Source organism: Flavobacterium amnicola (assembly GCF_004122165.1).
GTDB lineage: Bacteria > Bacteroidota > Bacteroidia > Flavobacteriales > Flavobacteriaceae > Flavobacterium > Flavobacterium amnicola.
In genome coordinates this window covers 107295-130776 of the sequence record NZ_SBKO01000006.1, presented here as the reverse complement: position 1 = coordinate 130776, position 23482 = coordinate 107295, and the positions used below count along the sequence as shown (strand labels likewise).

Annotated in this window: 29 protein-coding genes and 1 tRNA gene; 12 read left to right on the top strand and 18 right to left on the bottom strand. The window is 32.1% G+C overall.

The window, feature by feature from the left end; translation table 11 throughout:
* Positions 1-57 precede the first annotated feature (57 nt).
* Genes EQG63_RS12385 through EQG63_RS12000 form a run of 3 tightly spaced genes read left to right on the top strand, consistent with a single transcriptional unit; the run spans position 58 to position 1841 of the window.
* Complete coding sequence (locus tag EQG63_RS12385; RefSeq protein WP_235827835.1) at positions 58-909, top strand: SRPBCC domain-containing protein; 852 nt, start codon at positions 58-60, stop codon at positions 907-909.
* Positions 910-926: 17 nt separating this feature from the next.
* Positions 927-1361: a VOC family protein gene (locus tag EQG63_RS12005; RefSeq protein WP_129436613.1), complete on the top strand. Its 435-nt coding sequence runs from the start codon at positions 927-929 to the stop codon at positions 1359-1361.
* Positions 1362-1403: 42 nt separating this feature from the next.
* Complete coding sequence (locus tag EQG63_RS12000) at positions 1404-1841, top strand: hypothetical protein (protein ID WP_129436612.1); 438 nt, start codon at positions 1404-1406, stop codon at positions 1839-1841.
* Positions 1842-1905: 64 nt separating this feature from the next.
* On the opposite strand, the gene glmM is transcribed toward EQG63_RS12000, so the two are convergent.
* Complete coding sequence (gene glmM, locus EQG63_RS11995; protein WP_129436611.1) at positions 1906-3300, bottom strand: phosphoglucosamine mutase; 1395 nt, start codon at positions 3298-3300, stop codon at positions 1906-1908.
* A 201-nt stretch (positions 3301-3501) separates the two neighbouring features.
* On the opposite strand from glmM, the gene EQG63_RS11990 reads away from it, so the two are divergent.
* Positions 3502-4053 (top strand): hypothetical protein, encoded by a 552-nt coding sequence (locus tag EQG63_RS11990; RefSeq protein ID WP_129436610.1) that lies wholly within the window; start codon positions 3502-3504, stop codon positions 4051-4053.
* A gap of 71 nt (positions 4054-4124) precedes the next feature.
* Positions 4125-4712, top strand: a complete 588-nt coding sequence (locus EQG63_RS11985) for an acyl carrier protein phosphodiesterase (RefSeq protein WP_129436609.1) — start codon at positions 4125-4127, stop codon at positions 4710-4712.
* A gap of 85 nt (positions 4713-4797) precedes the next feature.
* Here the strand turns inward: EQG63_RS11985 and EQG63_RS11980 are convergent, their stop codons facing one another.
* From EQG63_RS11980 to EQG63_RS11965, 4 genes are all read right to left on the bottom strand, one after another.
* Entirely contained in the window at positions 4798-5301 is a 504-nt protein-coding gene (locus tag EQG63_RS11980; protein ID WP_129436608.1) for a CAP domain-containing protein, read from the bottom strand.
* A 427-nt stretch (positions 5302-5728) separates the two neighbouring features.
* Positions 5729-5809, bottom strand: a tRNA-Tyr gene (locus tag EQG63_RS11975).
* Positions 5810-5979: 170 nt separating this feature from the next.
* Positions 5980-7101, bottom strand: coding sequence for a TlpA disulfide reductase family protein (locus EQG63_RS11970; protein ID WP_129436607.1), 1122 nt, complete (start codon positions 7099-7101; stop codon positions 5980-5982).
* A gap of 28 nt (positions 7102-7129) precedes the next feature.
* Positions 7130-7864 (bottom strand): DUF4369 domain-containing protein, encoded by a 735-nt coding sequence (locus EQG63_RS11965; protein WP_129436606.1) that lies wholly within the window; start codon positions 7862-7864, stop codon positions 7130-7132.
* An 85-nt stretch (positions 7865-7949) separates the two neighbouring features.
* Between EQG63_RS11965 and EQG63_RS11960 the strand changes: the two genes are divergently transcribed.
* The gene (locus EQG63_RS11960) at positions 7950-8513 is read left to right on the top strand and encodes a hypothetical protein (RefSeq protein WP_317125554.1); all 564 of its coding nucleotides are present in this window, start codon (positions 7950-7952) and stop codon (positions 8511-8513) included.
* Positions 8500-8649: a hypothetical protein gene (locus EQG63_RS12260; RefSeq protein WP_164974511.1), complete on the top strand. Its 150-nt coding sequence runs from the start codon at positions 8500-8502 to the stop codon at positions 8647-8649. Before EQG63_RS11960 ends, EQG63_RS12260 begins: the two co-directional genes overlap by 14 nt.
* Before the next feature lie 25 nt (positions 8650-8674).
* On the opposite strand, the gene EQG63_RS11955 is transcribed toward EQG63_RS12260, so the two are convergent.
* From EQG63_RS11955 to EQG63_RS11935, 5 genes are all read right to left on the bottom strand, one after another.
* Entirely contained in the window at positions 8675-8866 is a 192-nt protein-coding gene (locus tag EQG63_RS11955; protein WP_129436605.1) for a hypothetical protein, read from the bottom strand.
* Between the two features lie 143 nt (positions 8867-9009).
* Positions 9010-10437: an MBL fold metallo-hydrolase gene (locus EQG63_RS11950; protein ID WP_129436604.1), complete on the bottom strand. Its 1428-nt coding sequence runs from the start codon at positions 10435-10437 to the stop codon at positions 9010-9012.
* Positions 10438-10448: 11 nt separating this feature from the next.
* Positions 10449-10859, bottom strand: a complete 411-nt coding sequence (locus EQG63_RS11945; protein ID WP_129436603.1) for a DUF6691 family protein — start codon at positions 10857-10859, stop codon at positions 10449-10451.
* 4 nt (positions 10860-10863) lie between these two features.
* Positions 10864-11430 (bottom strand): YeeE/YedE family protein, encoded by a 567-nt coding sequence (locus EQG63_RS11940; protein ID WP_129436602.1) that lies wholly within the window; start codon positions 11428-11430, stop codon positions 10864-10866.
* 108 nt (positions 11431-11538) lie between these two features.
* Positions 11539-12165: a Crp/Fnr family transcriptional regulator gene (locus EQG63_RS11935; RefSeq protein WP_129436601.1), complete on the bottom strand. Its 627-nt coding sequence runs from the start codon at positions 12163-12165 to the stop codon at positions 11539-11541.
* A gap of 92 nt (positions 12166-12257) precedes the next feature.
* On the opposite strand from EQG63_RS11935, the gene EQG63_RS11930 reads away from it, so the two are divergent.
* Both EQG63_RS11930 and EQG63_RS11925 read left to right on the top strand, forming a co-directional pair.
* Positions 12258-13859, top strand: coding sequence for a class I SAM-dependent methyltransferase (locus EQG63_RS11930; protein ID WP_129436600.1), 1602 nt, complete (start codon positions 12258-12260; stop codon positions 13857-13859).
* A 71-nt stretch (positions 13860-13930) separates the two neighbouring features.
* Positions 13931-14305, top strand: a complete 375-nt coding sequence (locus tag EQG63_RS11925; protein ID WP_129436599.1) for a YchJ family protein — start codon at positions 13931-13933, stop codon at positions 14303-14305.
* Here EQG63_RS11925 and EQG63_RS11920 read toward each other — a convergent pair.
* Entirely contained in the window at positions 14302-14865 is a 564-nt protein-coding gene (locus tag EQG63_RS11920) for a 2'-5' RNA ligase family protein (RefSeq protein WP_129436598.1), read from the bottom strand. The genes EQG63_RS11925 and EQG63_RS11920 overlap by 4 nt on opposite strands.
* A 152-nt stretch (positions 14866-15017) precedes the next feature.
* Here EQG63_RS11920 and EQG63_RS11915 point away from each other — a divergent pair, with 152 nt between their 5' ends.
* The 3 genes from EQG63_RS11915 (at position 15018) to EQG63_RS11905 (ending at position 16911) form a co-directional block, all read left to right on the top strand.
* Positions 15018-15800 (top strand): RMD1 family protein, encoded by a 783-nt coding sequence (locus EQG63_RS11915; RefSeq protein WP_206733271.1) that lies wholly within the window; start codon positions 15018-15020, stop codon positions 15798-15800.
* A 39-nt stretch (positions 15801-15839) separates the two neighbouring features.
* A complete protein-coding gene (locus tag EQG63_RS11910) occupies positions 15840-16256 on the top strand; it encodes an OsmC family protein (protein WP_129436597.1) in 417 nt (138 codons plus the stop codon).
* Between the two features lie 97 nt (positions 16257-16353).
* Positions 16354-16911 carry a DUF6642 family protein gene (locus tag EQG63_RS11905; RefSeq protein ID WP_129436596.1) on the top strand — a complete coding sequence of 186 codons (558 nt, stop codon included), beginning with the start codon at positions 16354-16356 and terminating at the stop codon, positions 16909-16911.
* A 324-nt stretch (positions 16912-17235) separates the two neighbouring features.
* On the opposite strand, the gene EQG63_RS11900 is transcribed toward EQG63_RS11905, so the two are convergent.
* The 7 genes from EQG63_RS11900 to EQG63_RS11870 form a co-directional block, all read right to left on the bottom strand.
* Complete coding sequence (locus EQG63_RS11900; RefSeq protein ID WP_129436595.1) at positions 17236-17715, bottom strand: TIR domain-containing protein; 480 nt, start codon at positions 17713-17715, stop codon at positions 17236-17238.
* A gap of 2 nt (positions 17716-17717) precedes the next feature.
* A complete protein-coding gene (locus EQG63_RS11895) occupies positions 17718-19175 on the bottom strand; it encodes an SIR2 family protein (protein WP_129436594.1) in 1458 nt (485 codons plus the stop codon).
* Positions 19176-19185: 10 nt separating this feature from the next.
* Complete coding sequence (locus EQG63_RS11890) at positions 19186-19734, bottom strand: toll/interleukin-1 receptor domain-containing protein (protein WP_206733270.1); 549 nt, start codon at positions 19732-19734, stop codon at positions 19186-19188.
* 330 nt (positions 19735-20064) lie between these two features.
* Positions 20065-21015, bottom strand: a complete 951-nt coding sequence (locus EQG63_RS11885) for a hypothetical protein (protein WP_129436593.1) — start codon at positions 21013-21015, stop codon at positions 20065-20067.
* Positions 21016-21481: 466 nt separating this feature from the next.
* Complete coding sequence (locus EQG63_RS11880) at positions 21482-22402, bottom strand: hypothetical protein (RefSeq protein WP_129436592.1); 921 nt, start codon at positions 22400-22402, stop codon at positions 21482-21484.
* 11 nt (positions 22403-22413) lie between these two features.
* Positions 22414-22755 carry a helix-turn-helix domain-containing protein gene (locus EQG63_RS11875; RefSeq protein ID WP_129436591.1) on the bottom strand — a complete coding sequence of 114 codons (342 nt, stop codon included), beginning with the start codon at positions 22753-22755 and terminating at the stop codon, positions 22414-22416.
* A 63-nt stretch (positions 22756-22818) separates the two neighbouring features.
* A complete protein-coding gene (locus EQG63_RS11870) occupies positions 22819-23478 on the bottom strand; it encodes a hypothetical protein (RefSeq protein WP_129436590.1) in 660 nt (219 codons plus the stop codon).
* Positions 23479-23482 lie beyond the last annotated feature (4 nt).

Below are 23482 nucleotides of genomic sequence, written 5' to 3'. Positions count from 1 at the left end.
CATGGAGTTAGTCAGGATAAAAAGTATTGAAATAAACATAAACTTTAAACTAAAAGGATGAAATTACTCGAATTTTCAATTGAAATAAAGGCACCAAAAGAAAAAGTATGGTTTGCTCTTTGGGACGACGATACGTATCGAGAATGGACGACGGCTTTTTGCGAAGGAAGTTATGCTCTTTCCAGCTGGGAAGAAGGTTCTAAGATATATTTTTTAGCTCCGAATGGTGACGGAATGTCTTCGGTTGTGTTTGAAAACAAACCTTTTGACCGAATGGTTTTCAAGCATATTACTGAAATTTACGGCATGAAAGAAAGTCCAATTGATGAAAAAATTGCTACTTGGACTGGTGCTAAAGAAAGTTATTTTTTAACAGAGAATAACGGTATTACTATTTTAAAAGTAGTCAACGAAACCGTAGAAGCCTTTGAAAGTTTTTTTCAAAACACGATGCCAAATGCCTTGGCGAAAGTCAAAGATATTGCCGAGCGACCTGCCCAAAACATTACTGTTAGAATCCATATTAATGCTTCTCTACAAAAGGTGTGGGATTGTTTTACCAAACCAGAGCATATTGTGAATTGGAATTTTGCTTCCGAGGATTGGCATTGTCCAAAATCTGAAAATGAATTGGAAGTAGGAAAACGATTCACAGCAACCATGGCTTCCAAAAATGGGGAATACAGCTTCGATTTTGGCGGAACCTATTCTGAAGTAAATCTATTGGAAAAAATAAGTTATTCTATTGATGGGGATGGTCGAAAAGTTTCGGTTTTATTTCATGAATTTGACAATAGCACTTTAGTTACAGAAATTTTTGAACCCGAAAGCGAAAATGCAATCGAATTGCAACGCGATGGCTGGCAATCGATCTTAACCAATTTTAAAAATTATACAGAAAATCAATAATCAAAAAATAAAAAATTATGGCAACAGTTAATGTCTATTTAACTTTTAATGGAAATACGGAAGAAGCGTTCCATTTTTACAAATCGGTATTTGGAGGTGAATTTGCTTTTATTGGTAGATTTAAAGATATGCCTGCCGATGAAAATTATCCTCCTCCAACTCCAGAAGAAGAAAATCGAATTATGCACGTAAGCTTACCTATTAGTAAAGAGACTGTTTTAATGGGAAGTGATAGTACTTCGTTTAGTGGAGATGTTACTTTTGGAAGTAATTTTTCGGTATCTATAAATACCGAATCGAAGGAAGAGGCTGATGCTTTATTTGCAGGCTTGTCAAATGGTGGGAAAGTGATTATGCCTATGGAGAAAACATTTTGGGGTGCATATTTTGGGATGTTTGTTGATAAGTATGGTATTAACTGGATGGTTAATTTTGATGAAGTGCCACAATAAAATTATATAGCATCCGTTAAATAAATAACTTAACTTAGCATTATGAAAAATATTCTTAAAATTGTAGTAGTATCAGTAATTTTATTTTTAGTAACTCCTGAAACTACATTTGCACAAGGACCACCACCATGGGCACCGGCTCATGGGTACAGAGCTAAAACGCGTTATGTGTACTTTCCTGATCAAAATATGTATTATGATTTGAAAGCACGTAACTATATCTATTTAAGTGGCCCAAATTGGGTAGTAAGAGCTACGTTACCAAAACTATTTATTGGGATTAATTTGGGTAGAAGTAGCCAAATAGAACTTGATTTTTATGATGAGCGCCCGTATCGCTACAATGCTACACACATTGTAAAATACAAAAAAGCTAAAAAAGCGAAGCCACAAAAAGTAAAAGTAATTGAGGTATATAATAATGGCCCTCAGGGTCACGGACATGGAAATGGCCACGGTCATGGAAAAGGAAAACACTAATCAGAAATGATAAAAAAAAAACCTGAACATTGTTCAGGTTTTTTTTATTTGTACAACTTTGGGTTTAGATACTCGCAATTTGTTTTAATTCCGTTACAAAACGTTCGGCCAAAGTATCAGCTTCTGCTTGGGTTGGCGCTTCTGTGTAAATACGAATAATCGGCTCGGTATTCGATTTGCGTAAGTGCACCCATTCTGTTGCAAAGTCGATTTTTACTCCGTCAATGGTAGAAATTTGTTCGTTTTTATATGTTGCTGTTAATGATTCTAAAATGGCATCTACATTGATTTGTGGAGTCAATTCAATTTTGTTTTTACTCATGTAATACTGAGGGTAAGATGCTCTCAATTCGGCTACGGTTTTATCTTGATTAGCCAAATACGTCAGAAATAAAGCCACTCCAACTAAGGCATCACGACCGTAGTGAATTTCAGGATAAATAATTCCGCCGTTTCCTTCTCCTCCAATAATGGCATTGGTAGCTTTCATCAGTTCAACCACATTTACTTCACCCACAGCACTAGCTTGATAACTTCCGTTGTGTTTTTCCGTAATATCACGTAAGGCACGTGAGGATGACATGTTAGAGACTGTATTCCCGGGTGTTTTACTCAAAACATAATCGGCAACAGCCACTAAAGTATATTCTTCTCCAAACATTTCGCCGTCGTTCGAAATAAACGCCAAACGATCAACATCAGGATCCACTACAATACCGAAATCAGCTTTTTCTTCTACTACTAATTTACAAATATCACCCAAATGCTCTTTTAAGGGTTCCGGATTGTGAGGGAAATGTCCGTTAGGTTCACAATAAAGTTTAACCACTTCCACACCCATTTCTTCCAATAATTTCGGAATGATAATTCCGCCAGAAGAATTCACTCCATCAACTACTACTTTAAACTTTTTGGTTTTTACAATCTCAGCATCGACCAATGGTAATTCCAATACTTCATCAATATGGATATCCATGTAAGCGTTGTTTTCAGTTACTTCGCCTAAAGAATCTACATCTACAAAATCGAAAGCTTCAGCTTCTGCAATTTCAAGAATTTTAGCACCTTCGGCTCCGCTTAAAAACTCACCTTTATCATTTAATAATTTTAAAGCATTCCATTGTTTTGGATTGTGCGAAGCGGTCAAGATGATTCCACCATCGGCTTTTTCTAAAGGCACAGCGATTTCAACCGTTGGTGTAGTTGATAATCCTAAATCAATAACATCAATTCCTAATCCGATTAAGGTGTTAACCACCAAATTATGAATCATAGGCCCCGAAATACGAGCGTCGCGACCAATTACTACTTTTAGTTTTTGATCTTTAATGTTGCTATTGTTTTTCAAAAAGGTTCCATAAGCTGATGCGAATTTTACGGCATCTACAGGTGTAAGATTGTCGCCCACTTTGCCTCCAATAGTACCACGAATTCCTGAAATTGATTTTATTAAAGTCATATTATATTTTAAATTTTGTATTACAAATATAATAAGTAGTTAGGCTTTAAATGCCGATTAAAAATAGTTTTTTTTGAGAAAATTAAGAAAATCAACTACTATTTGTTAAGGAATAGCCAAGTGTTGTTAAACCTTGTTAATTGAGATTTTATTAAGAATAATACGACGTTTATTTGCTTCAAACATTTAAACAAATCAAACATGAAAAAACTATTCATTATCACAGTAAGTGTATTGGCTGTTCAATTTTCAAATGCTCAAGAAGAAGCACCAATCAAAAAAAATCAGTTTTTAGTTAATGCGGGAACTCAATTTACAAACTTCGATGCCTTAGAGAAAAACAAAAATATTTATATGGGAGTAGAGTATAAATTCAAAAATGATTTGAGTTTAGGTTTAAAATATACCTATTCTGATTTATCTTATAGTCATAAAGGAGCTGGTGTTGTTGGTGCTCCAAAATTGAATAGTTTTCAATTACAGTTTAACAATGACTGGAGTGAAAAAATTGGGTTAAACACGGAAAAATTTGATGTGTATACTGGTGTTAATGTAGGTTTGGACTTTTTTTCAAGTAAAGATTTTGTTTTTCCAAGTGGAGGGATTGCGAAAGGGTGGACTAATACGGAGTATCTTGCTGGTGGTCAAATTGGTTTTAGGTATTTTATTACTAAAAGAATTGGTGTGCAAACAGAATTGAATTTTAATACGAATAAAACCTATCTAAGTACTGGATTGACATTTAAATTATAATAGCAACAATATGATTTTTAAAAGCGGAATAAATGTATTTCGCTTTTTTTATTTAAGTTTATGAAAAAAATATGAATTACTTGGCTCATATCTATCTTTCTGGCGATAATGAATTACTGGCGATTGGTAATTTCATGGCCGATGGTATTCGTGGGCATCAATATTTAGAGTTTCATCCTGAAATTCAAAAAGGAGTTTTATTGCATCGTACAATCGATTCGTTTACGGATGCACACCCTATTTACAGAAAAAGTAAACATCGTTTGCATGAAAAATTCGGACATTATTCAGGTGTGATTATGGATATTGTTTACGATCATTTTTTAGCAAAGAATTGGTCCAAATACCATCCAACAGAGTTGAATACCTATACTGAAAATTTTTATAAATCGCTTGAAAAGCATTATGATTTGCTAACAGATAAGACCAAAGACATGATGCCGTATATGATTGAGCGCGACTGGTTGACGAGTTATGCAACATTAGGTGGATTGGAATTGATATTGTTTCAAATGGATCACCGCACCAAACAACGAGCCAATATGCCAGCCGCAATGCAAGAATTGGCACAATTTTACCCCGAATTTGAAAATGAATTCACTGCTTTTTTTGAGGAGTTGAAGGAAGTTTGTAAAAATAGATTGGAAGAATTATCGTAATTAGAATTTTACCCAAAATAAAAACCGTCAAGCCTTTGGGTAGAGCTTGACGGTTTTCAAATCAAATAAAACCAACTAAAACAAACTATTTTTTCATGAATAAATTCGTGTAATATTTTTTTCCATCGGCATTAGCGCGTATGGCAATACCAAAGTGAGTAAAGTCACCTTCCATGTTTAATCGATGTCCGTCGCTTGTCATCCAAGCATTAAATACCCCTTGTGGTGTAGCATAATTGTAAGCTACATTTTCACTTACTGTTTTGGCACCTAAATTAGTTACCAAAGCCTGATGACGATCGGCAAAATTATTGTGAGATACTTGTCCAACAGCAATCATATAGTTATCATGACCTTCGGCTACTGTGGCAATAAAATCTACTTTTTGTAAGGTATTTAAACCTTTGCTAGCACGATAGTTATTAATTAGAGTCAAAACTTCTAATTCATCGGCTGTATAATTGTATTTCGCGTTTACTTGTGCAAAAGTCACTGGTTGATTTGGGGCAACCTCTTCCTTTGAACATGAAAATAAAGAAAGAGTAACTAATACTAATAAAAGGATCTGAGGCAAAGTTCTGTTGTTCATAGTAGTGTGTTTATTTTATTATTATTATTTGTCAAATGGTTCCCTTGATTCGACAGGACAATGATAGTACAAAACTCGATAAACAACCAAATAAAATCGATAAAGTGTTGAAAATCAATTATATGGTAAAAAAATATTTACAAATTATAGTTTTAAAAAGATGTATTTTGTCGGTAAAAAGATTCCGTTCGTCGATAAAATAGAATCAAAAAAGGGTTGAATTGAGTCAGTATTTGAAAAACTTAAGAAGATTAAAATAAAAAAGACGCTTAAGTAACTCGGTGCTTTTTCTTATTCATTCATCTTGTGGGGAGAGCAGGATTACTCCACTTTGTTTCGTGATCCTGAGTAAGGTAAACCTTACTCAAGCTTAATAAAACAAAAAAGCACTCAAGTAAACTTGGTGCTTTTTTTTTCATTCATCTTGTGGGGAGAGCAGGATTCGAACCTGCGAAGGTTTCCCAACGGATTTACAGTCCGTCCTCGTTGGCCGCTTGAGTATCTCCCCAACTATATTGCGATAGTTCGCTCTCAAAGCGGTTGCAAATATAGAATTGTTTTTTGTGTTTGCAAATAAAAAAAGGATATTATTTCAAACTTTCTTGTAAGTGTTTGTTTCTAAACAAAATAAAAAATGCTCAAATAATTTTGAGCATTTTTTAAAAGTCTAAAATTGATTTATTTTGATAATAATTCAATTATTTTTTTCTTTAGTGGATCGCCTTCAAGATTTTTTGCAACAATTATTCCCTTAGAATCTAGGATAAAGACTGCTGGAAATCCATCGATGCTATAAAGTTTTGCAAGTGGATCATTCCAATTATCAAGATTTGAAACGGATACCCAGCTCATTTTTTGTTCTTTAATAGCTGCTTTCCATTTTTCTCTTTGCCCTTTTATTTCAAGAGAGATATTAACAATATTAAGTCCTTTTGGATGAAATTCGCTGTATAAAGTAGTGTAATATTGGTTTTTGATTTTACAAGGTTCACACCAAGAGCCACTAAAGTACAAAATAGTGACTTTCCCTAAATTAGCTTTTAAAGTAGTTAAATTACCATCTGGTGTTGGTGCTGAAAAATCGGGTGCAATTTTCCCTATCGCTACCGCTTCCACACTTTGTAGTTTCGCACTAATTTTTCTGCCTCTTTTGTTTGATTTTAAATCATTAGATAAAATCGTAAATAATTCTTTAATCTTAGGATAATTGGGTTCAAATTCTCTAAGCATCCCCTCTACAATGAGTAAGGAAACAAAAGATTTTGGATTACCTTTGACATAATCATAATTAGCATTGAATTTTTTGGCAATCAATACGGCATGTTGATTTTTTATTTCATTGACTAACTTTGTATTGTTTGATTTTTCTGCAGATTTTAACGCATGAATATTATTTTTTTCAAACTGCCTAATTTGATTTTCAATTATTGAGATGTTCTTATTGAATTTAGTTAATTCAGTATTGTGATAAGCTCCTTCAACAATCGATTTTTGTAAAGTATCAGTATCTACTTTAATATTGATTTTACCTTCTTCAGAGATAACATAAAAGGCCCCTTTTATATTGTTAAATCGAATAGTAAGCAAATCTAATTCTTTGGTTTGCTTTCTAAACTGAAAAGTATTGTCTTTAATGTAGGTAGAATCAATTTTAACGGGTCCTTTTAATGGATCGTTTTTTTCTATAAAAACTAAGGTACCGTCAGGAAATTTGGCGGTACCGGTAATGTCAGATTGGCTTTTATTACACGATACGGTAATAATAAAAAATAAGATGTATATTATTTTGTTGTTGATCATACTGAAAGTTTCAACTAATAAATGAGCTTTATTTTTTTGCTGCTGTTGGGTTTAAATTTTTCTCAAATTCAGCAATTTGAGTAGCGACTTTTTTACCCATAACAGATTCTTTAACACTTTTATCCAAAGCCTCGTAATATTTTTTTACTTTGGCTAAATCTGGGTTTGGTGTACTGAAAAAACCTTGTAATAATATTGGGGTTAACATAGATTTCGTGTTTTTTTCAACATAGTTAGTGTTGTACTCCACTCTTTCCTTTTGAAATACCATAATTTGATCGTTCAATTTTTTTAAAGTCACAGTGTCTTTTTTTGCTTCAGCAGCTTTATAGATTTCCATGTTTTTTTGTTGAAAATCAATAAATTTCTTTTGCATTTTATTATTGTCAACAATGTATTTGCTTAATTCTTCATTGTTATAAGTACCCGAAACCACTGCATTTCCAATACTATCCTTATTAATTTTTGCTTTGATATCTCCTTTTTCTACAAAAAGAGCAAATCCTGCATTTGGGATGTTTTCAAAACGTACACCATGTAAAACAACATCTTTAGCATCTCCTTCGAAAGTAAATTTACCTTTTTCTACTTTTACCGTATCCACTGTTATTGGCATTCCAGTTTTGTCATCTTGTTTTTCAAGAAATACTTTTGTACCATCTGCTAATCCAGCAATTTCTCCTGTAATTGTATATCCGTTTCCAATAATTCCGTTACAAGAAACTGCAACGATAGCCAATGCTATTACAACTAATTTTTTCATTTGTTTTATAAATTTTGCTCGCAAAAATAAAGCATTTGTATTTATTTCAAACTACTTTTATATTTTATTTAATAGTTTCTAAATTGTGAACATAAAAGAAGGTAAATTTAGGCCACATCCCAATTCTTTAAAAAATACTTTTTGTGTTTTTTATGAAAGTGATCTCAGTGAAATTAAAGAGAAAAAATCCGATTTTGAAAGCGAATCGGGCAGTACTTATTATTATACGGAAATAGGTATGTATCGCTTATCCAACCATTGGGGCAGATTGGCGAATAGTAAATGGCGATTGGTTTCCAATAATGTTGCAAATAACTCTAAAGTTAAACTTGGATTTGCCAATTGGAATGATTTTTATCCAGATAATAAAACCGATGCATTGTATTACCTTGATTATGATTCCGATAAAAGAGAAATTTTATACCAACACAAAAACAATCCGGATTATGATGGAATTGCTGTTTTACGAACTTCGGAGGAAACAATGAAAAGAATAAAAACGGCACGAAATATTTTAAATTTAACGAATTGGGCAAGGTATTTTGATGATTGGGATATTGAAGAATTAAGAATTATTGTAATCGATAAATTAATTCATACGAATAGTACTATTGAAAAAATTAAAAAAGAATTGTATGGGTCGAAATAATGAAAAAAATATAAAAAAGCACAATGATAAGTTGCACAAGGAACAAGCGAAGGCTAAAAATAAAAAAATTGAGCGTAAGGCTCAACTTAAAGCAATCATAAAGAAATTTAATGATGAAAATAACAAAGCCGAATAGCAAACTATTCGGCTTTGTTGAAAAATTAAGCTTTTTTATCAGCTCCTTTTGCACAACATTTTTTGTCGGTGTGGCACTCTTTTTTCACATCTGAAGAAGTAGTAGTTTTTTCTGTTTTAGCTTTTTTAGTTTTAGCTTCCTTTTTAATTTCTTGAGCAAAAGTGCTTGCTGAGAATAAAAATGCTACTAAGGCCAATGAGGTGATTAATTTTTTCATGATTTTTTATTTTGATTAATTATTGTTTTTCTTATCTCAAATATAATGCCTACTATAATTAGAAAGCAATTTTTAACAAAATTATAGCGTTTTTACATCGAATCGAATTTGAAACAATACAAACACTTGATTTTTAGCTTGTTTTATAACACTTTACTTTGACATACAAAATCGGATTTTGGTAAATCAGTTTTTGCAATAGCATTAAAACCACCTTCAATTTCGGTAAAATTTCTATAGCCTCGAGCTTGTAATATGGAAGCGGCTATCATGCTTCTATACCCTCCAGCACAGTGAATATAGAAATGCTCTTTAGGATCTATTTCGTTGATCCAATTGTTAATGTAGGCTAGGGGCTTGCTGTAAGCCTCGTCTAAATGTTCGGCACTGTATTCTCCTTCTTTGCGAACATCAATTACTTTGTCGGTATCTATATTTACTTCGGCAGCAAATTGTTGTGCTGTAATCCGTTTTATCGCATCAGTTTCTTTTTCGGCAGCTTTCCAGGTAGCAAAACCACCTTGTAAATGCCCTAAAATATTATCAAAACCAACACGACTTAGGCGGGTTACGGTTTCTTCTTCTTTACCGGCATCCGTTACTATTAAGATGGGTTGTTTTACATCTCCAATTAAGGCACCCACCCAAGGAGCAAAATCGCCGCCAATACCGATGTTAATTGATTGTGGGATGTAGTCTAAATAAAATTCTGCGGGATTTCGGGTATCTAAAATTAGAGCATCAAATTCTTCTGCTATTGTTTCAAATTCCGAAGCAGTTAAGGCTTTCATTCCTTTATTCAAAACCGATTCAAAACTGTTGTAACCTGTTTTATTCATGGCTACATTCATTCCGAAATAGGCTGGAGGAGGAGTCAAACCATTTAATACTTCTATTACAAATTCACTTTCCGTCATGTTTGCTCTTAGAGCGTAATTTTTTTCCTTTTGTTCTCCAATAGTAGAAATGGTTTCTTTGCTCATGTTTTTTCCGCAAGCACTTCCAGCTCCGTGTGCAGGATATACAATCACATCATTGGGTAACGTCATGATTTTATTTCGCAACGAATGGAATAAAGTTCCAGCCAATTGTTCCTGAGTCATGGTAGCCGCTTTTTGAGCTAAATCCGGACGACCTACATCTCCAATAAATAAAGTATCCCCAGAAAAGATAGCATGTTCTTTTCCGTTTTCATCGATTAATAAATAAGTAGTACTTTCTAGGGTATGTCCCGGTGTATGCAATGCTTTTATTTTGATATTTCCAATTTCAAATATTTGATTGTCTTCAGCAATAATAGCTTCGAATTCTGGCTTCGCTGTTGGTCCGTACACAATTGGAGCACCAGTGACTTTACTTAAATCCAAATGACCCGAAACAAAATCGGCATGAAAATGAGTTTCAAAAATGTATTTTAATTTTACTTCATCTCTCTCCAAACGATCCAAATAAGGATGTATTTCACGAAGTGGATCAATTATTGCTGCTTCCCCGTTAGATATGATATAGTAAGCTCCTTGTGCCAAGCAGCCGGTATAAATTTGTTCGATATTAAAGTTGATATTTTTCATTTTAATTATAATTAATGAGGCAATTTATTTTGAAAATAACCGTAAATCCAAGTGCCGAAAATGGCACTTAAAAGTGTGATTCCCACTACGACAAAACCACTGCCAATTTGTGCAAACAATGGTCCCGGACAGGCTCCTGTAATCGCCCAACCCATTCCAAAAATCAATCCGCCATAAATTTGACCTTTACTAAATTTTTTATCCTCAAAGGTAATGGTTTCTCCGCTAATTGTTTTGATGTTGTACTTTTTTATCAGCCAAACACTTACAGTAGCTACTACAATTGCTGTGCAAATTACGCCGTACATAAAAAACGATTGTAATTGAAACATTTCCTGAATACGGAACCAACTGGCTATTTCTGCTTTGATAAAGATAATACCAAAGAACATTCCCACAAATAAGTATTTTAAATTTTTCATCTTTTTAAATTAGTTTGAAGAATAAAGGTAAAAGAACATTGGTCGAAAAGAAACCACCAATCATAAAGCAACACGTAGCAATTAAGGAGGGCCATTGTAAGTTGGCAATTCCCATAATGGAATGTCCGCTGGTGCATCCTGCAGCATATCGGCTGCCAAATCCAACCATAAATCCACCCAAAACAAAAAACACCAAACCTTTCAGGTTAAATAAATTGTCAAAAGTAAAGAGTTGGACAGGCATTATTTGACTGAAATCAGTTATTCCATAACCGGCTAGGGTAGTTTTAGTTGCTTCTGAAACCACAATGTTGTTCGGATCACTTAAAAATTGAGTCGCAACGAATCCACCTAATAAAATTCCTGTGACAAAAAATAGGCTCCAAATTTCCTTTTCCCATTCGTACTGAAAAAATGGAATTTTTCTGGGAATACAAATCGCACAGAGATGTCTTAGGGAAGATGAAATTCCAAGTTTTTTATTTCCGATAAGTAATAATAAAGGTACAATTAGGCCAATTAAAGTGCCCGCTACTAACCAATGCCAAGGTTGTTTAATGATTTCGATCATTTTAATGCTTTTATCTTTGTCAATAATCCCGATAATCTATAAGGATACTAGTTACAAAATTGGCATTATTCAAACAAAGTTACGGTGACTTATATCACAGAGGGTAAATTAAAACAAAACAGTAATATGACTTCGATGCAGAAGGACTAATCCGCGTTGTTCCATTTTTTTGAGCAATCTTGAGATTACTTCGCGGGAAGTATTTAATTCGGAAGCAATTTCTTGATGTGAAAGTTTTACATCATTACAATTACGGGCTTCTTTGTGTTGTTTTAAGTAGAATTCCAAGCGTTGATCCATTGCTTTAAAAGCGATATTATCAATTACAGTCAGCACTTCTTCAAATCGATTACGGTAGGTTTCGATAACAAATTCATACCAGGTGCGATTGGTAGCCATCCATTTTTCCATTAACGAAAGTGGAATCATAATTAATTCGGCATCTTCTACTACTTTCGCCATAATTGTACTGGTTTCTTGTTTAGTCGCACAAATCATAGAAACTGCACAGGCTTGCCCTGGTTGCAAATAGTACATGAAAAACTCGCCGCCTTCTTCGTCTTCTCTGTAGATTTTTACTTTGCCGCTGGTGATTAAAACTGTATTTTTAATATACTGTCCCGAGCGCATCAATACTTCGCCAGCCTTAAAAAACTTTATGGTTGCGTTTTTTTCGATGTCTTCAATTAATTGTGAATTGAAATTCGGAAAATGGATTTGAATCGTTTCTTTCATATAACTTTTATGCGTTACAAAGATACTATTCTTGATTTATCTGAGTTTGATATTCTTAGTTAAAATCCTATATTTGAGTAAACAGACTGAACATGAAAACAACACACGAATTACGGGAATCCATTTTTAGACACCTTGATGGAATAGCGATTGTTCCAATTGCTGCTATTTTAAAAGAAAAGGGAATTACCGATTATTTAAATAAATTTTCTAAAGTAACAATTAAAGAATTATCCGATGAATTTAAAATTAATGATGGATATTTAAATGTGGTGTTAAGAGCTTTGGCTTCACAAGGATTTTTGGATTACGAAGTCGATAATGTAAAAAATGAAATCACAATCAGTATAAATGATACAACTGCGATTGCTTTTTCGCAATTCCACCATTATGAAGAAGTAGCGAAAACGTTGTTTTTAACCGATGCTTTTACCGCTAATGTTATTAACTCCCATTCCATCTCAATACTGAGTCCGTTGTTTGAAAAGTATAAAAAGACTTTGCAACTTCAGCCTGATTTAAATACCACATCAGGACAAATTCAATTTCAAATCAATAAACATATTGAAGGCATTTTAGTGGCGCCATTAATTGTTAATTTGGGGATGACAGGTATGTTTCACAAATATTTTATGGAAACTTCGTTTAGTGCCGATGAATTTCACAAAGAACCAGAAGCCTTCGCTATAATGCTCGATTTTTTCACTGATTTGGGTTGGTTTACCGAAAAGAAAGGCAAATATCAATTTACAGAAGTAGGGCTTTTCTTTGCCAAAAGAGCTTCAGCTTATGGAGTAACCGTTTCCTATTTACCGATGTTAAAAAATATTGAAACGCTATTGTTTGGGAATCCTAACAAACTAAGGGGTATTGCAGTGAACGAAACCGAAATACATGTCAATCGTGAAATGAATGTGTGGGGTAGTGGAGGGGCACACACCACTTATTTCAAAGTAATTGATGAAATTATCATTGAATTGTTTAATAAACCCATTGCAGAGCAACCCAAAGGAATATTAGATATGGGTTGTGGTAACGGTGCTTTTTTACAGCATATTTTTAATGTTATTGAAAGACAAACACTTCGAGGTAAAATATTAGAAGAATATCCGTTGTTTTTAGTGGGGGTTGATTATAACCAAGTGGCTTTAAAAGTAACTCGAGCTAATTTGATCAAAGCCGATATTTGGGCAAAAGTTATTTGGGGAGATATTGGAAATCCTGATTTGTTGGCACAAGAATTAGAAGAAAACTACGCAATTGATTTAAAAGAATTGCTCAACGTTCGTACTTTTTTAGATCACAACCGTATTTGGAGTGCACCCGAAAACTTTCATGAAATAATTAGTCAGTCAACAGGTGCTTTTGCCCATCGTGGGAAATTATTATCCAACAATGAAGTGGAAGCAAATTTGTTTGAACATTTGGGGAAATGGGCCAAGTATGTCCATAAATTCGGATTGTTATTAATCGAATTGCATACCGTAAATCCAAAAATAGTTGCCAAAAACATTGGGAATTCTCCTGCAACTGCCTATGATGTTACCCATGGATTATCGGATCAATATATTGTCGAAATTGAAGGGTTTCTCAAAGTGGCAAAAATGGTTGGATTGGAAAGCGATCCTCGTTTTTTTCAAAAATTCCCTGATACCGATTATGCAACGGTCAGTATACATCTGCTAAAAGGATAAGTAATTTTGAATCGTGATTTTTAAATTTGAAGTTTGTCATTTGCATTTTGTAACTTTCTTTTTTTTAAAGTATGAAATTATGTTATTGTGGTTCTGGTCATCTTTTTGAAGACTGTTGCGAGCCTTATATTAAGAGAAAACGCACTCCGCCCACAGCCGAGTCATTAATGCGTTCGCGTTATTCTGCGTATTGCATCGCCAATGCCGATTATTTGGTCAATACAACCCATATTTCTACACGCAAATTATATCCTAAATCTTCTATTGTTGATTTTGCTACGAATAGCCACTGGTTACAATTGGAAATTATTGCTTCTACCGAAGATACCGTCGAATTTAAAGCTTTTTATCTTGATAAAAGTTTAACACCTCAAGTGCATTACGAAAAATCCAATTTCAAAAAAGAAGAGGGGAATTGGTATTATGTAGATGGAGAATATTTTTAAAATAAAGTACCTTGACTTGGGAAGCAATCAGCATCATTACCATTCAGTTCAAAGAGCGCAATAATATCAAATTGTTTTTTTTCGGTATTGAATTTTCGCAAAGCAACGGTATCACAGCGAAAGGATACGTTTGGTGAGCCAAATAATTCTTTTGCTTTTTTAATTTGATTATCGTTCAGTCTTCTCCCAATAGAAATATGCGGTTCGTTGCTTTTGATTTTAGTTTTTAAGCGAAAAGAAGTATTAATTTTTGTCATGATACTTTTTAAGTTGTCTCTGGTTTTTAGATCTGGAGAAAGAAAAAAAGCACCATTCGGAAAAGTATCGAGTGAATCAAAAAAAGCTTCGGTAGGTTTTATAGTATTACAAATGGAGTCAATGTTGGTTACTATTCGTTTTAAATCGGATGGATTGGCTTCAAATTCATTTACTGTAATATGCGCCAATGAATTTCTGCTGTTGTACCACCCAATGTTGTAAGCCAATTCATTTTTCATCGTCTTTACTTTGTCAATAACTTCAGGAGCAGGTTGTAGTACTATTGAAAATGTTTCGCTCATAATTTGATCAAATTCGTACTATAAAAGTAATAAAAAACTACTTTAGAAGTGATACTAAATTTGATCTTTTTTGGTCAATAAAGTAAGTTATAAATGCCAAAAGTTTATAAATTCTGAAGGGTTTTCCTTATATTTGTATAAACTGTTAAAGTATGGAAATCAAGATCGAAGCGTTACAAATGGCCGAATCTTTTAATATTAAGAAGTTCCGTGCTGCGTTTCAAAATGAAGTCCATTCTGGCTCTACTTCAGAAGTGTTTTATGCCTTGATCGATGAAAAGCGATACCTTTACGTCTTCGATTATGGTGTGGTAGTTTTTGGAAATTATCATGAAAATGATAAAAAAGAATTCATTGAATTTATAACACCTTTTGCCTCCAAACGGGTTCATCTTGATCTCTCGGAAGAATATCGCATAATGATCGATTCGACTATCGATAGAGTGGTGATTAAAAGTGATTGGGTGACAGTTCCGAATCTTGATGCGTCAGTTTTGCAAATTGTCATGCTCAATATAGGACAATCGGTAGCTCTAGAATATTATGAAATGTTAACGGACGGACTGATTACTTCTTCCAGGCAATATATAGTTGAGTTAGAAACCAAAGGAAGACTGAGTATCTCCAAGGTAAACTTACTCAAATATATCGGTAAAGTATTAAATGTAAAGAACAGTATAATCGATAACTTATACATACTCGACGACCCCAATCAGGTTTGGGATAACGAGGAATTGCATTTATTGAATAGAAGATTAAAACTGAATTTTGATATCAACCCCCGTTTTAAAGATTTGGATTACCGACTTGAAATTGTGAAAGACAACTTAACGCTTTTTACTGATGTATTGAATGTTAGGGAAAGCAATCGTTTGGAATGGATTATTATTATCTTGATAGTCATGGAAATCCTAATTGCTTTGTTTTTTCATTAATTTTAAATTAAAACATTTATCAACTAAAATACGAATACTATGAAATTTACTAGAAAAGCCAATGCCAATTGGAAAGGAACCGGTATGGAAGGAAAAGGGACCATCACTACACAAAGTACGACTTTAAATCAGGCACAATTGTCGTTTAAAACGCGTTTTGCAGAAGGAGTTGGAACGAATCCGGAAGAACTAATTGCTGCAGCACATTCGGGTTGTTTTACTATGCAATTGAGTTTTTTACTCAGTGAATTAGGATTTGTTCCTGACGATTTAAATACCGAAGCTCAAGTGACTTTTGAAGACGGAAACATCACTCAAATTCATTTGGATTTAAAGGCCAAAGTGGATGGAATTTCAGATTCAGTGTTTCAAGAAACTGCTGCCAAAGCCAAAGCCATTTGTCCGATTTCTAAATTACTAAAGGCTGATATTACGCTATCTGCTATTTTGTTGTAAGAAATATTTTAAAAAATAATGTCATTTCATGAATGTTAAGGAAATTCATACTATTATTACTTTTGTTTTTTCGTTAGATCGATTAATAGTAAAGTAAATGACTCACTCACACTATATCTACTGTTTGGAAGCTGTTCAGGATGTTTCGGCGCCTTCTAAAAGCATAATTTTGCCAGCCTTGCAACAGTTAGCACTTCACTATGGCGTAACTAATGTGTACAAAACCTGTGATAGCATCGAAGGTTTTGAAGAAAGTATAAGTACTCTTGTGTGTGAAGACAAGGATTTTGAGGACTATGCTTTTATCTATTTAATTTTTGAAGGCAGAGATAATGAGTTAAAAATTGATAATTACTTTTACAGCCTAGAAGAAATTGCAGAATTTTTTGAAGGGAAACTCAAAGGCAAAGTGATTCATTTTGCCAATACATTTAGGCTAGATTTGGAAGAAGAAACATTTCAATACTTTCTCGATGTTACAGGTGCTCGGGCGATTTCCGGTTATGCCAATCAGGTGCCTGTTTTGAGTACGGTCTTGGATAATTTGTATTTTTCTTTGAGTGAGGAATATGATGATTTGGTCGAACTAGTAGAGGTGTTGCATGAGAAACAATATGCGTTATGTAGTGCGCTAGGGTTTAGGATGTACTACTAACTTAACACCTTTATTTTCCAATACAAAAAATAACTTTTCTTTGTTTATAAGGTTTTTTTTTATCGAGGTACAATGTGGGTACAAATTATACAAAAGTATTGACTATAAGTTTTCACTTTTAGCAATTTATATTCTCTAAATGTTTGAAAAACTTTTCAGCACTTGTTAGGTAAATTTTTAACCTTATCACTTTTTTTTCCAAATTGAGCATCTACAAAAGTACCTTCGGTATTATTGATTAACCAACTTTGTCTGATAACATTAACTTTGAAGTTTTTGACATCTGCATATGAAAAACAAAAAAAATATTGAGCCATAAATAACTTATCTGTTTTTTATTGCATCTTCAATCCAATTTTCAAGATTAGTTGCAATATCATTATAAGCATCGTTAGAATCTGGATTATAACATTTAACAACGCTTGAAAGTTTTGTTCCATTTTTCATTTGAAATTTGTCAAAAGGATTAGTTCCTTGTTTACTTTTGCCTGTATTAGGACATTTTAAATTGTGTATGTAGATGCCTAAAATGGCTCTACCATCATTCCAAGCTTTCGAAATTTCATAATTAACCCATTTTCTATCAGAGGTTTCTGAACCTACTAAAACAACCACGCAACTTTTATAATTTAAATTTTCATCAATCCATTTTTTGATTGATGTTTCACCACCTTTTTTTACTGTTTCCCAATCATTTGCTGAAACAGGTTTATTATCCTCTAATGCCCCAATATTTCTAATTTGTTGCACTCTAAATACATCATTATCATAATGGAAACTGTAAAAAACTTGTCTTTTCGCCATATCTATGCTTTTTGTAAAATATTAATTGCTTTTATTATGTTGGTTATTATTTCATCAATTGAAATTCCATCTCTTCCTAATTCTTTTATGGCATCGTGTAAATCAGAGTTGCTTGGATAAAAGTCAGATATTTTTTTTATCACAGTATTCCAGAGTTCTTCTGATATATTTCCCGTAGCTCCAACTGGGATAGGTACGACATTATGTTTTATACAAATTTCAAATTCTTCTAACATACCATTTGAATTGACAATTGTTCCATCGACTAATTTCTTATTTCCAAAAACAAAAATTGCAATTCCTGCCTTTGAAATCATATCTTCTCTGTATTCAGTCCATATTTCAGGAATAGTTTTTTTTCCTGATTGTATTTGAGGAAAGGGTCTGAGAATAAGTAAATCATCTAAATTATGATAGTTAGAATTCAGTTTGTAATCTAAAGCACCATTAATGACAATACTCCCAATGCCTAAACCATATCCTGAAACAATTTTATATTCTTTTTCAGCTAATTTATAACTCAAGACATGAATGAAATTTTTTGCTTCATCTTCTGTATATGGAGCGTAATCATGAGCAGCACCAGATATAAAAATATTTTTACGTTTTATTCTCTTTTCAATTTCTAAAAGAATTTCAGTTATTTCAGAATATTCGTTAACCATTATTGCATTAATCCCATATCTTCTTAAGTCTGCAATTTTTAGTTTTTGTTTTATTTCATCATAAAGAAAGTCTTCATGATTTTGATCGGGTGTTTTGCCAGTATAATCAGATTCTTTGATTTCTTTAAAAAAGCAGTAATGATTAGGAGTATGTTCTTCAAGTAAAATTTTAATTCTACTTAAAATAAAATCCAAATTTGGGTCATCAAAACTAAACCCAATAAACAAAAATTTCCTTGATAGTAAATCCCCTCGTAATGCTGTTGAAAATAGCTCTCGTTTGGTATTATAATAATCATAATCATCTTTTGTTAAAACTGCTTCGTGTGGTGAATCTTTATCGCCATGCATTTTATAAACAACTGCATTTTTCTTTTTAATATATCTTGCGAAGTGTTCCTTAACAATTTTTATGTCTACAATCTTTCCGTTTTCACGTAAAGTGCTTTCAATAAGCTGATCATAATTAGTTGTCCAAAATGTATCAATATCAAGTCTTGATAAAACTTGGTGGTTAATATTTCCTTTTTTATCTGTTGTAAATTCGTTTATTATTTTATCATTTATTTTAGCTCTGTTGTAGGTGTTACAATAATATTGAGCTACAGTAATTAAATCACTCTCTCTATCTACATCAAGTCCAATTTCTTCTGCTAAGTCTCTTAATAGACCTTTCCAATTTACAAAACCAGATGCGGCAGAAAGACCTGCTCCAGCAAAAATTGCAGCATCACCATTATTAATTTCATTTATAAATTCATTTATGAATTTTTTTTGTTCTTTAGTAAACTCCATAATAAAACTTTTATCTTCTTAACCAAGTTGTTAGTCCTTCTTGAGTACCATCAGGATATTTAACATAGTAGGTGTCACTAAAGATTGCACTTTTTTCAATTCTTGGATAAATTTGGAGGTATTCATTTCCATTCCAAGTACCACTATTATCTGCTAATGGTAATATGGCAATTTTTTTTGGAGTTAATTTGAATGGGTCAGCAATACCAATTTCCCAATTACACCATTTTGAGGCAATTGCGTTATTTGTGGCTAAAAGAACAAATTTGTCATTCGCATTGATGATTTGATTTTTTATTTTAGTTGCTGTTGTTCCGTTTGTTCTCTCAGGCATAGTCGCATCAGCCCAATCAACATATATGCTAATTCCAATATTTTCAAAAAAAATTTTGGCTTGCTCTACGATAGCTTTATCAAGGTGTGAGTGAGAAATGAATATGCTTGTTATTGCAGATGATTTTGAAAAGGTTCTACTTTCGTTTATGACTCCACGAAGTCCTCTAACTCCAGATTTACTTCTGGCTAATGCTTCAAATTCAGTTTTTGTAAATATTGACATACTGTGTTTTATTCTAAATATAAAATTGTTTTGTAGGGGCAATGTATCTTAAAAAGTGTTTAAAAACAATACCATGTTTTAGTGATTTTTATATAACTAATTTTAATGATTCTCATATCACTAATTTTAATGATATGAAAAAAAATTATGATTGTGAGCAAATAAAAAGGCTCATAAATGAGCCTTAATTTAAAATGGTTGGTTTAAAGAAACTTTTCGTTGAAAAGGTTATAGTAGTAAATTAAAACTTAAAGTGCTTTTAAAGCTTTCATATGTCGTCTTGTAGATCAACTTAAATGTGTTTTCAGAACAGTTATAAATAAGAAGGTTTTAATTTTTATAATTTATGACTCTCATACAGATTAATGCTAAAATATCATTTCTCGTAGTTATTTCTTTTATCCACATTCTTCTATTATCATAAAAATATTTTTTTGCCTCTGTACTGCGTTCTTTTCCATTCGAATAATCTATCCTTTTTTCTGAAATCATCAAATTATTATCATATTCATAGATTATTTTATATGACAATCCTGTCTGATCTGATTTACCAATTTGTTCTATAATTTTTCCGTTTAAATTATATTTGAAAGTAGTAGTAAACCCTTTTCCGTAATTGTTGGTTGTATATTTTGAAATAATTCTTCCTTGTTCATCATATTTACAAGTTGTCGTAGCTTTTACACCATATTGAATACTGAAAATTTCATTTCCTTTATCGTCATATTTAAAAGAATGTTCTCGGAGAACCCCACCGCTACCATTAAATTCTTTTTCATTAAGTGTTTGTCCTTTTCTATTAAGTTTATAGACAATAATTCTGTCAATATTTACACCATCATAATCATAAATATATTGTTTCACCTCGTTTTTTTCTTTATCATAGTTAAAAGTTTCTTTATGTTCAATCACTTCATTTTCTATTAAACCAACAATTTCCCCAATTTCATTATAAGTGAACTTATATGATATGGAAAAAAGTCCATTAGAAGCATACTCTTCGACTTTTCCAAAGTCGTTATAAGTAACTGTTTGTGTTTCTTCCAATAATTGCAATTTTGAATCTTCGTCTAAATCTTCAAATATAGGAGAGCCTTTATATTCCCTAAATTCTATATTTGAAATATTCTTGTACAATTCAAGATTATCATTTTTAAAGATTCCGCAATTACCACAGTAATTTACCTGACTGTAGGCAAAATGAATTTGAAATAAAACAACTATTATTAGTGCTTTTTTGTCGTTTTTGATTAATCCTAAAAAATTAAGTTGATTTTTCATTTTCATTTATTTGTTTTATACTCGTTCCAAAGTAAAAATTAGACAAATAAAAAAGCGTGGAACTATAATCTATCTGCTTTGGCGGTACTGGTATACCTGTATACAAAATAGAAAAAGCCCACGCCAGAACGTGAGCATTAATTCTATATTCTTGTATACTTCTTAAAATTACCAGTTTTCCTAAGCAAGAATAAAGACTAACGCTTTATTATATTTTAAAAATTAATTTTTTATCTCATTTAATAAATAACTTAATAAAGCAAATATAAGCCGTTTTCTTGGAAATTAAATGTTGTCTGTAAGTTTGGCTTTGAATGTTCTTTAAAAGAAATATTTGGCTTTAATAGTAAGGGATTTTTTTAAAAAAAGTTTATTTGCTATTATTTTCTTTACGTACGGGTTGCATAATGCGCGTACAGGTTAAATAATATGTGCAAATTCCATACTTATATACGATGAAAATTGCTCAAGCCTCTCGCGATTGATTGGGTGCCGCTTGTTTTAAGTATTCTAATTTTTCAGAAATTAATTTTGTCATTTTATTTTTAAGGTTGTTTTCAACCTTATTTATTAAAGTATAATACCTTTTTTTGTTATTGTTGAAGCTGTTTCTATGATTTTTTTTATTGATTTTATACCATTTGTGGGGATTATTATATTCTTTAATTTTCTCCTGTTCTAATCTTGTTAATTCACTTAGATCTATATCATAATCTAAAATCAAAACCTCTTTAAATTCGTTAATTAATAGATTAGATAAATGAGAGTAGATATTGATATTTAAGAGGTCTTCTGCAGTTCTGATGCCAAGAGTCTTGATAAACTTTGCTTCTTTACTTTTTATTTCGAAGCGAAATGTATTAATGTCACAATATTCAGGAAACTGTTTTCCTTTTGCATATGCTTTGATAATCTTGTATTTATTTGAAATTCCTTTTTTTGTAGGTTTAGAACTGATTTTAGAAAAAGGTAAATTTGATTTAAATTCATTTTTCCCGTGATATGTAATGCTATTTATTAAATCCTCAATATCAATTGGTGAAATAATATTTATTCCGAATTCTAAATTTACGACCTTAAGCTCTCTAAGGTCAATCCCGATTTTTTTTTGAAACTCTTTAATAATATTAATACATTCAATTATTTTAATATCATTAGCATTATGCAAATTATTGTTAAAATAATAATGTGGTCTGAATATAATGTCTAATCTGTTTTTATAGAAATTAAAAATAATTCCATTATACTGCCGAACTTTTTTTGTTGTAATTACCTCTTTGTCAAATGGATTTAATTTGTCGTTGTCAGATTCCCAGTCTAATAACTTATGCGAAAAGAGGTAATTTATCAAAGCTTGATTATTGGTTTGAAATTTGAGAAAATCCATAAATCAAGTGATTACTTTCGTGCTCTATTCAAATAAACATCAGCATCTAATTCAATTTCTGAATTTGTTTTGTTTCGTCCTTTTTTCAGATAGTCCATTAATTCAAAACTGGAGAAATAAAGACGCTTTGAACGCTTCATAAAAGGTAGTTCCCCTTTACTAACTTTACTATAAACTGTTGGAACTGATAAATTTAAAAATGAGGCTGCTTCTTGTATTGTAAGAAGTTGTTCAGATAGTTCAGTTATTTGCTCTTCTTTTTTTAAAAGCAATAATCTCTCAATATTTTCTACCTTTTTTGATAATTCGCTTATCGCATTTGGTAGGTTGTCAAAGGTTAAATTGTTTTCCATTACAAAATATTTACATGTTTATTTTGCAATAGTATTGGGGCGTTTTTGGGCGAATAGTCCCTTTTAGAGTCTCTTTAATTCATTCTTTATATTTTCTTCGTGAAAATGGCTTGTGTATTGTAAACTGTCTTCTGTACTTCGAGGGTTAAGAACATTGATATTTCCTTTAATCCTTCTTGCACTTACATCAAAAATTTTAGCTAAAACATTAATTCCTTTAGTTTTAGTCTCACAAAATTTTTTAAAGAAATATTCTAAAAATTTTAATTCATGGAGTAGTGCAATTGTGTATGGCATTAAGTCCTTTCCCGAATGATTATTTATTAATTGATAAATCTTATCTCCATCATACCCTTTTTCGGCTAAAAATGATAACAAGTTGTACTCATTAAGATTGCTGATGATTTTGATGGTTCTTTCTTCAAGATTATGGCTGTTAGATACGCTATTGAGTGCTTTAATTCTTTCTTTGTTCCAGATGTAATTTTTAATTCTGTTTATCCTATACTTATCTTTCAGATACTCTCTATTTTGCTGTTCGGTTAAAAACGTTTTTTGCATTGAGGTTTGAGCATTTTTTATTTCACTATTGATGTATTCTCGGAATTGCTCTATGGTAAGTATTTCCTTTTGTTGTTTGGCTTGATAAATGATTTGACTTTCAATGCCATCTTTAATTATATCAGTCAGAGGACAATTTTTGCATAGCTCTGAGATGTCCATCTTA

Bases quoted from the DNA above. Each gene is read 5' to 3' on its own strand.
- EQG63_RS11930 (WP_129436600.1), top strand. From the start codon at position 12,258: ATGAAAACAACACACGAATTACGGGAATCCATTTTTAGACACCTTGAT.
- glmM (WP_129436611.1), bottom strand. From the start codon at position 3,300: ATGACTTTAATAAAATCAATTTCAGGAATTCGTGGTACTATTGGAGGC.
- EQG63_RS12385 (WP_235827835.1), top strand. From the start codon at position 58: ATGAAATTACTCGAATTTTCAATTGAAATAAAGGCACCAAAAGAAAAA.
- EQG63_RS11885 (WP_129436593.1), bottom strand. From the start codon at position 21,015: ATGAAAAATCAACTTAATTTTTTAGGATTAATCAAAAACGACAAAAAA.
- EQG63_RS11870 (WP_129436590.1), bottom strand. From the start codon at position 23,478: ATGGACATCTCAGAGCTATGCAAAAATTGTCCTCTGACTGATATAATT.
- EQG63_RS11970 (WP_129436607.1), bottom strand. From the start codon at position 7,101: ATGATCAACAACAAAATAATATACATCTTATTTTTTATTATTACCGTA.
- EQG63_RS11950 (WP_129436604.1), bottom strand. From the start codon at position 10,437: ATGAAAAATATCAACTTTAATATCGAACAAATTTATACCGGCTGCTTG.
- EQG63_RS11955 (WP_129436605.1), bottom strand. From the start codon at position 8,866: ATGAAAAAATTAATCACCTCATTGGCCTTAGTAGCATTTTTATTCTCA.
- EQG63_RS11900 (WP_129436595.1), bottom strand. From the start codon at position 17,715: ATGGCGAAAAGACAAGTTTTTTACAGTTTCCATTATGATAATGATGTA.
- EQG63_RS11940 (WP_129436602.1), bottom strand. From the start codon at position 11,430: ATGATCGAAATCATTAAACAACCTTGGCATTGGTTAGTAGCGGGCACT.
- EQG63_RS12005 (WP_129436613.1), top strand. From the start codon at position 927: ATGGCAACAGTTAATGTCTATTTAACTTTTAATGGAAATACGGAAGAA.
- EQG63_RS11880 (WP_129436592.1), bottom strand. From the start codon at position 22,402: ATGGATTTTCTCAAATTTCAAACCAATAATCAAGCTTTGATAAATTAC.
- EQG63_RS12000 (WP_129436612.1), top strand. From the start codon at position 1,404: ATGAAAAATATTCTTAAAATTGTAGTAGTATCAGTAATTTTATTTTTA.
- EQG63_RS11875 (WP_129436591.1), bottom strand. From the start codon at position 22,755: ATGGAAAACAATTTAACCTTTGACAACCTACCAAATGCGATAAGCGAA.
- EQG63_RS11990 (WP_129436610.1), top strand. From the start codon at position 3,502: ATGAAAAAACTATTCATTATCACAGTAAGTGTATTGGCTGTTCAATTT.
- EQG63_RS11920 (WP_129436598.1), bottom strand. From the start codon at position 14,865: ATGAGCGAAACATTTTCAATAGTACTACAACCTGCTCCTGAAGTTATT.
- EQG63_RS11925 (WP_129436599.1), top strand. From the start codon at position 13,931: ATGAAATTATGTTATTGTGGTTCTGGTCATCTTTTTGAAGACTGTTGC.
- EQG63_RS11965 (WP_129436606.1), bottom strand. From the start codon at position 7,864: ATGAAAAAATTAGTTGTAATAGCATTGGCTATCGTTGCAGTTTCTTGT.
- EQG63_RS11905 (WP_129436596.1), top strand. From the start codon at position 16,354: ATGACTCACTCACACTATATCTACTGTTTGGAAGCTGTTCAGGATGTT.
- EQG63_RS11945 (WP_129436603.1), bottom strand. From the start codon at position 10,859: ATGAAAAATTTAAAATACTTATTTGTGGGAATGTTCTTTGGTATTATC.
- EQG63_RS11980 (WP_129436608.1), bottom strand. From the start codon at position 5,301: ATGAACAACAGAACTTTGCCTCAGATCCTTTTATTAGTATTAGTTACT.
- EQG63_RS11985 (WP_129436609.1), top strand. From the start codon at position 4,125: ATGAATTACTTGGCTCATATCTATCTTTCTGGCGATAATGAATTACTG.
- EQG63_RS11915 (WP_206733271.1), top strand. From the start codon at position 15,018: ATGGAAATCAAGATCGAAGCGTTACAAATGGCCGAATCTTTTAATATT.
- EQG63_RS11890 (WP_206733270.1), bottom strand. From the start codon at position 19,734: ATGTCAATATTTACAAAAACTGAATTTGAAGCATTAGCCAGAAGTAAA.
- EQG63_RS11910 (WP_129436597.1), top strand. From the start codon at position 15,840: ATGAAATTTACTAGAAAAGCCAATGCCAATTGGAAAGGAACCGGTATG.
- EQG63_RS12260 (WP_164974511.1), top strand. From the start codon at position 8,500: ATGGGTCGAAATAATGAAAAAAATATAAAAAAGCACAATGATAAGTTG.
- EQG63_RS11895 (WP_129436594.1), bottom strand. From the start codon at position 19,175: ATGGAGTTTACTAAAGAACAAAAAAAATTCATAAATGAATTTATAAAT.
- EQG63_RS11935 (WP_129436601.1), bottom strand. From the start codon at position 12,165: ATGAAAGAAACGATTCAAATCCATTTTCCGAATTTCAATTCACAATTA.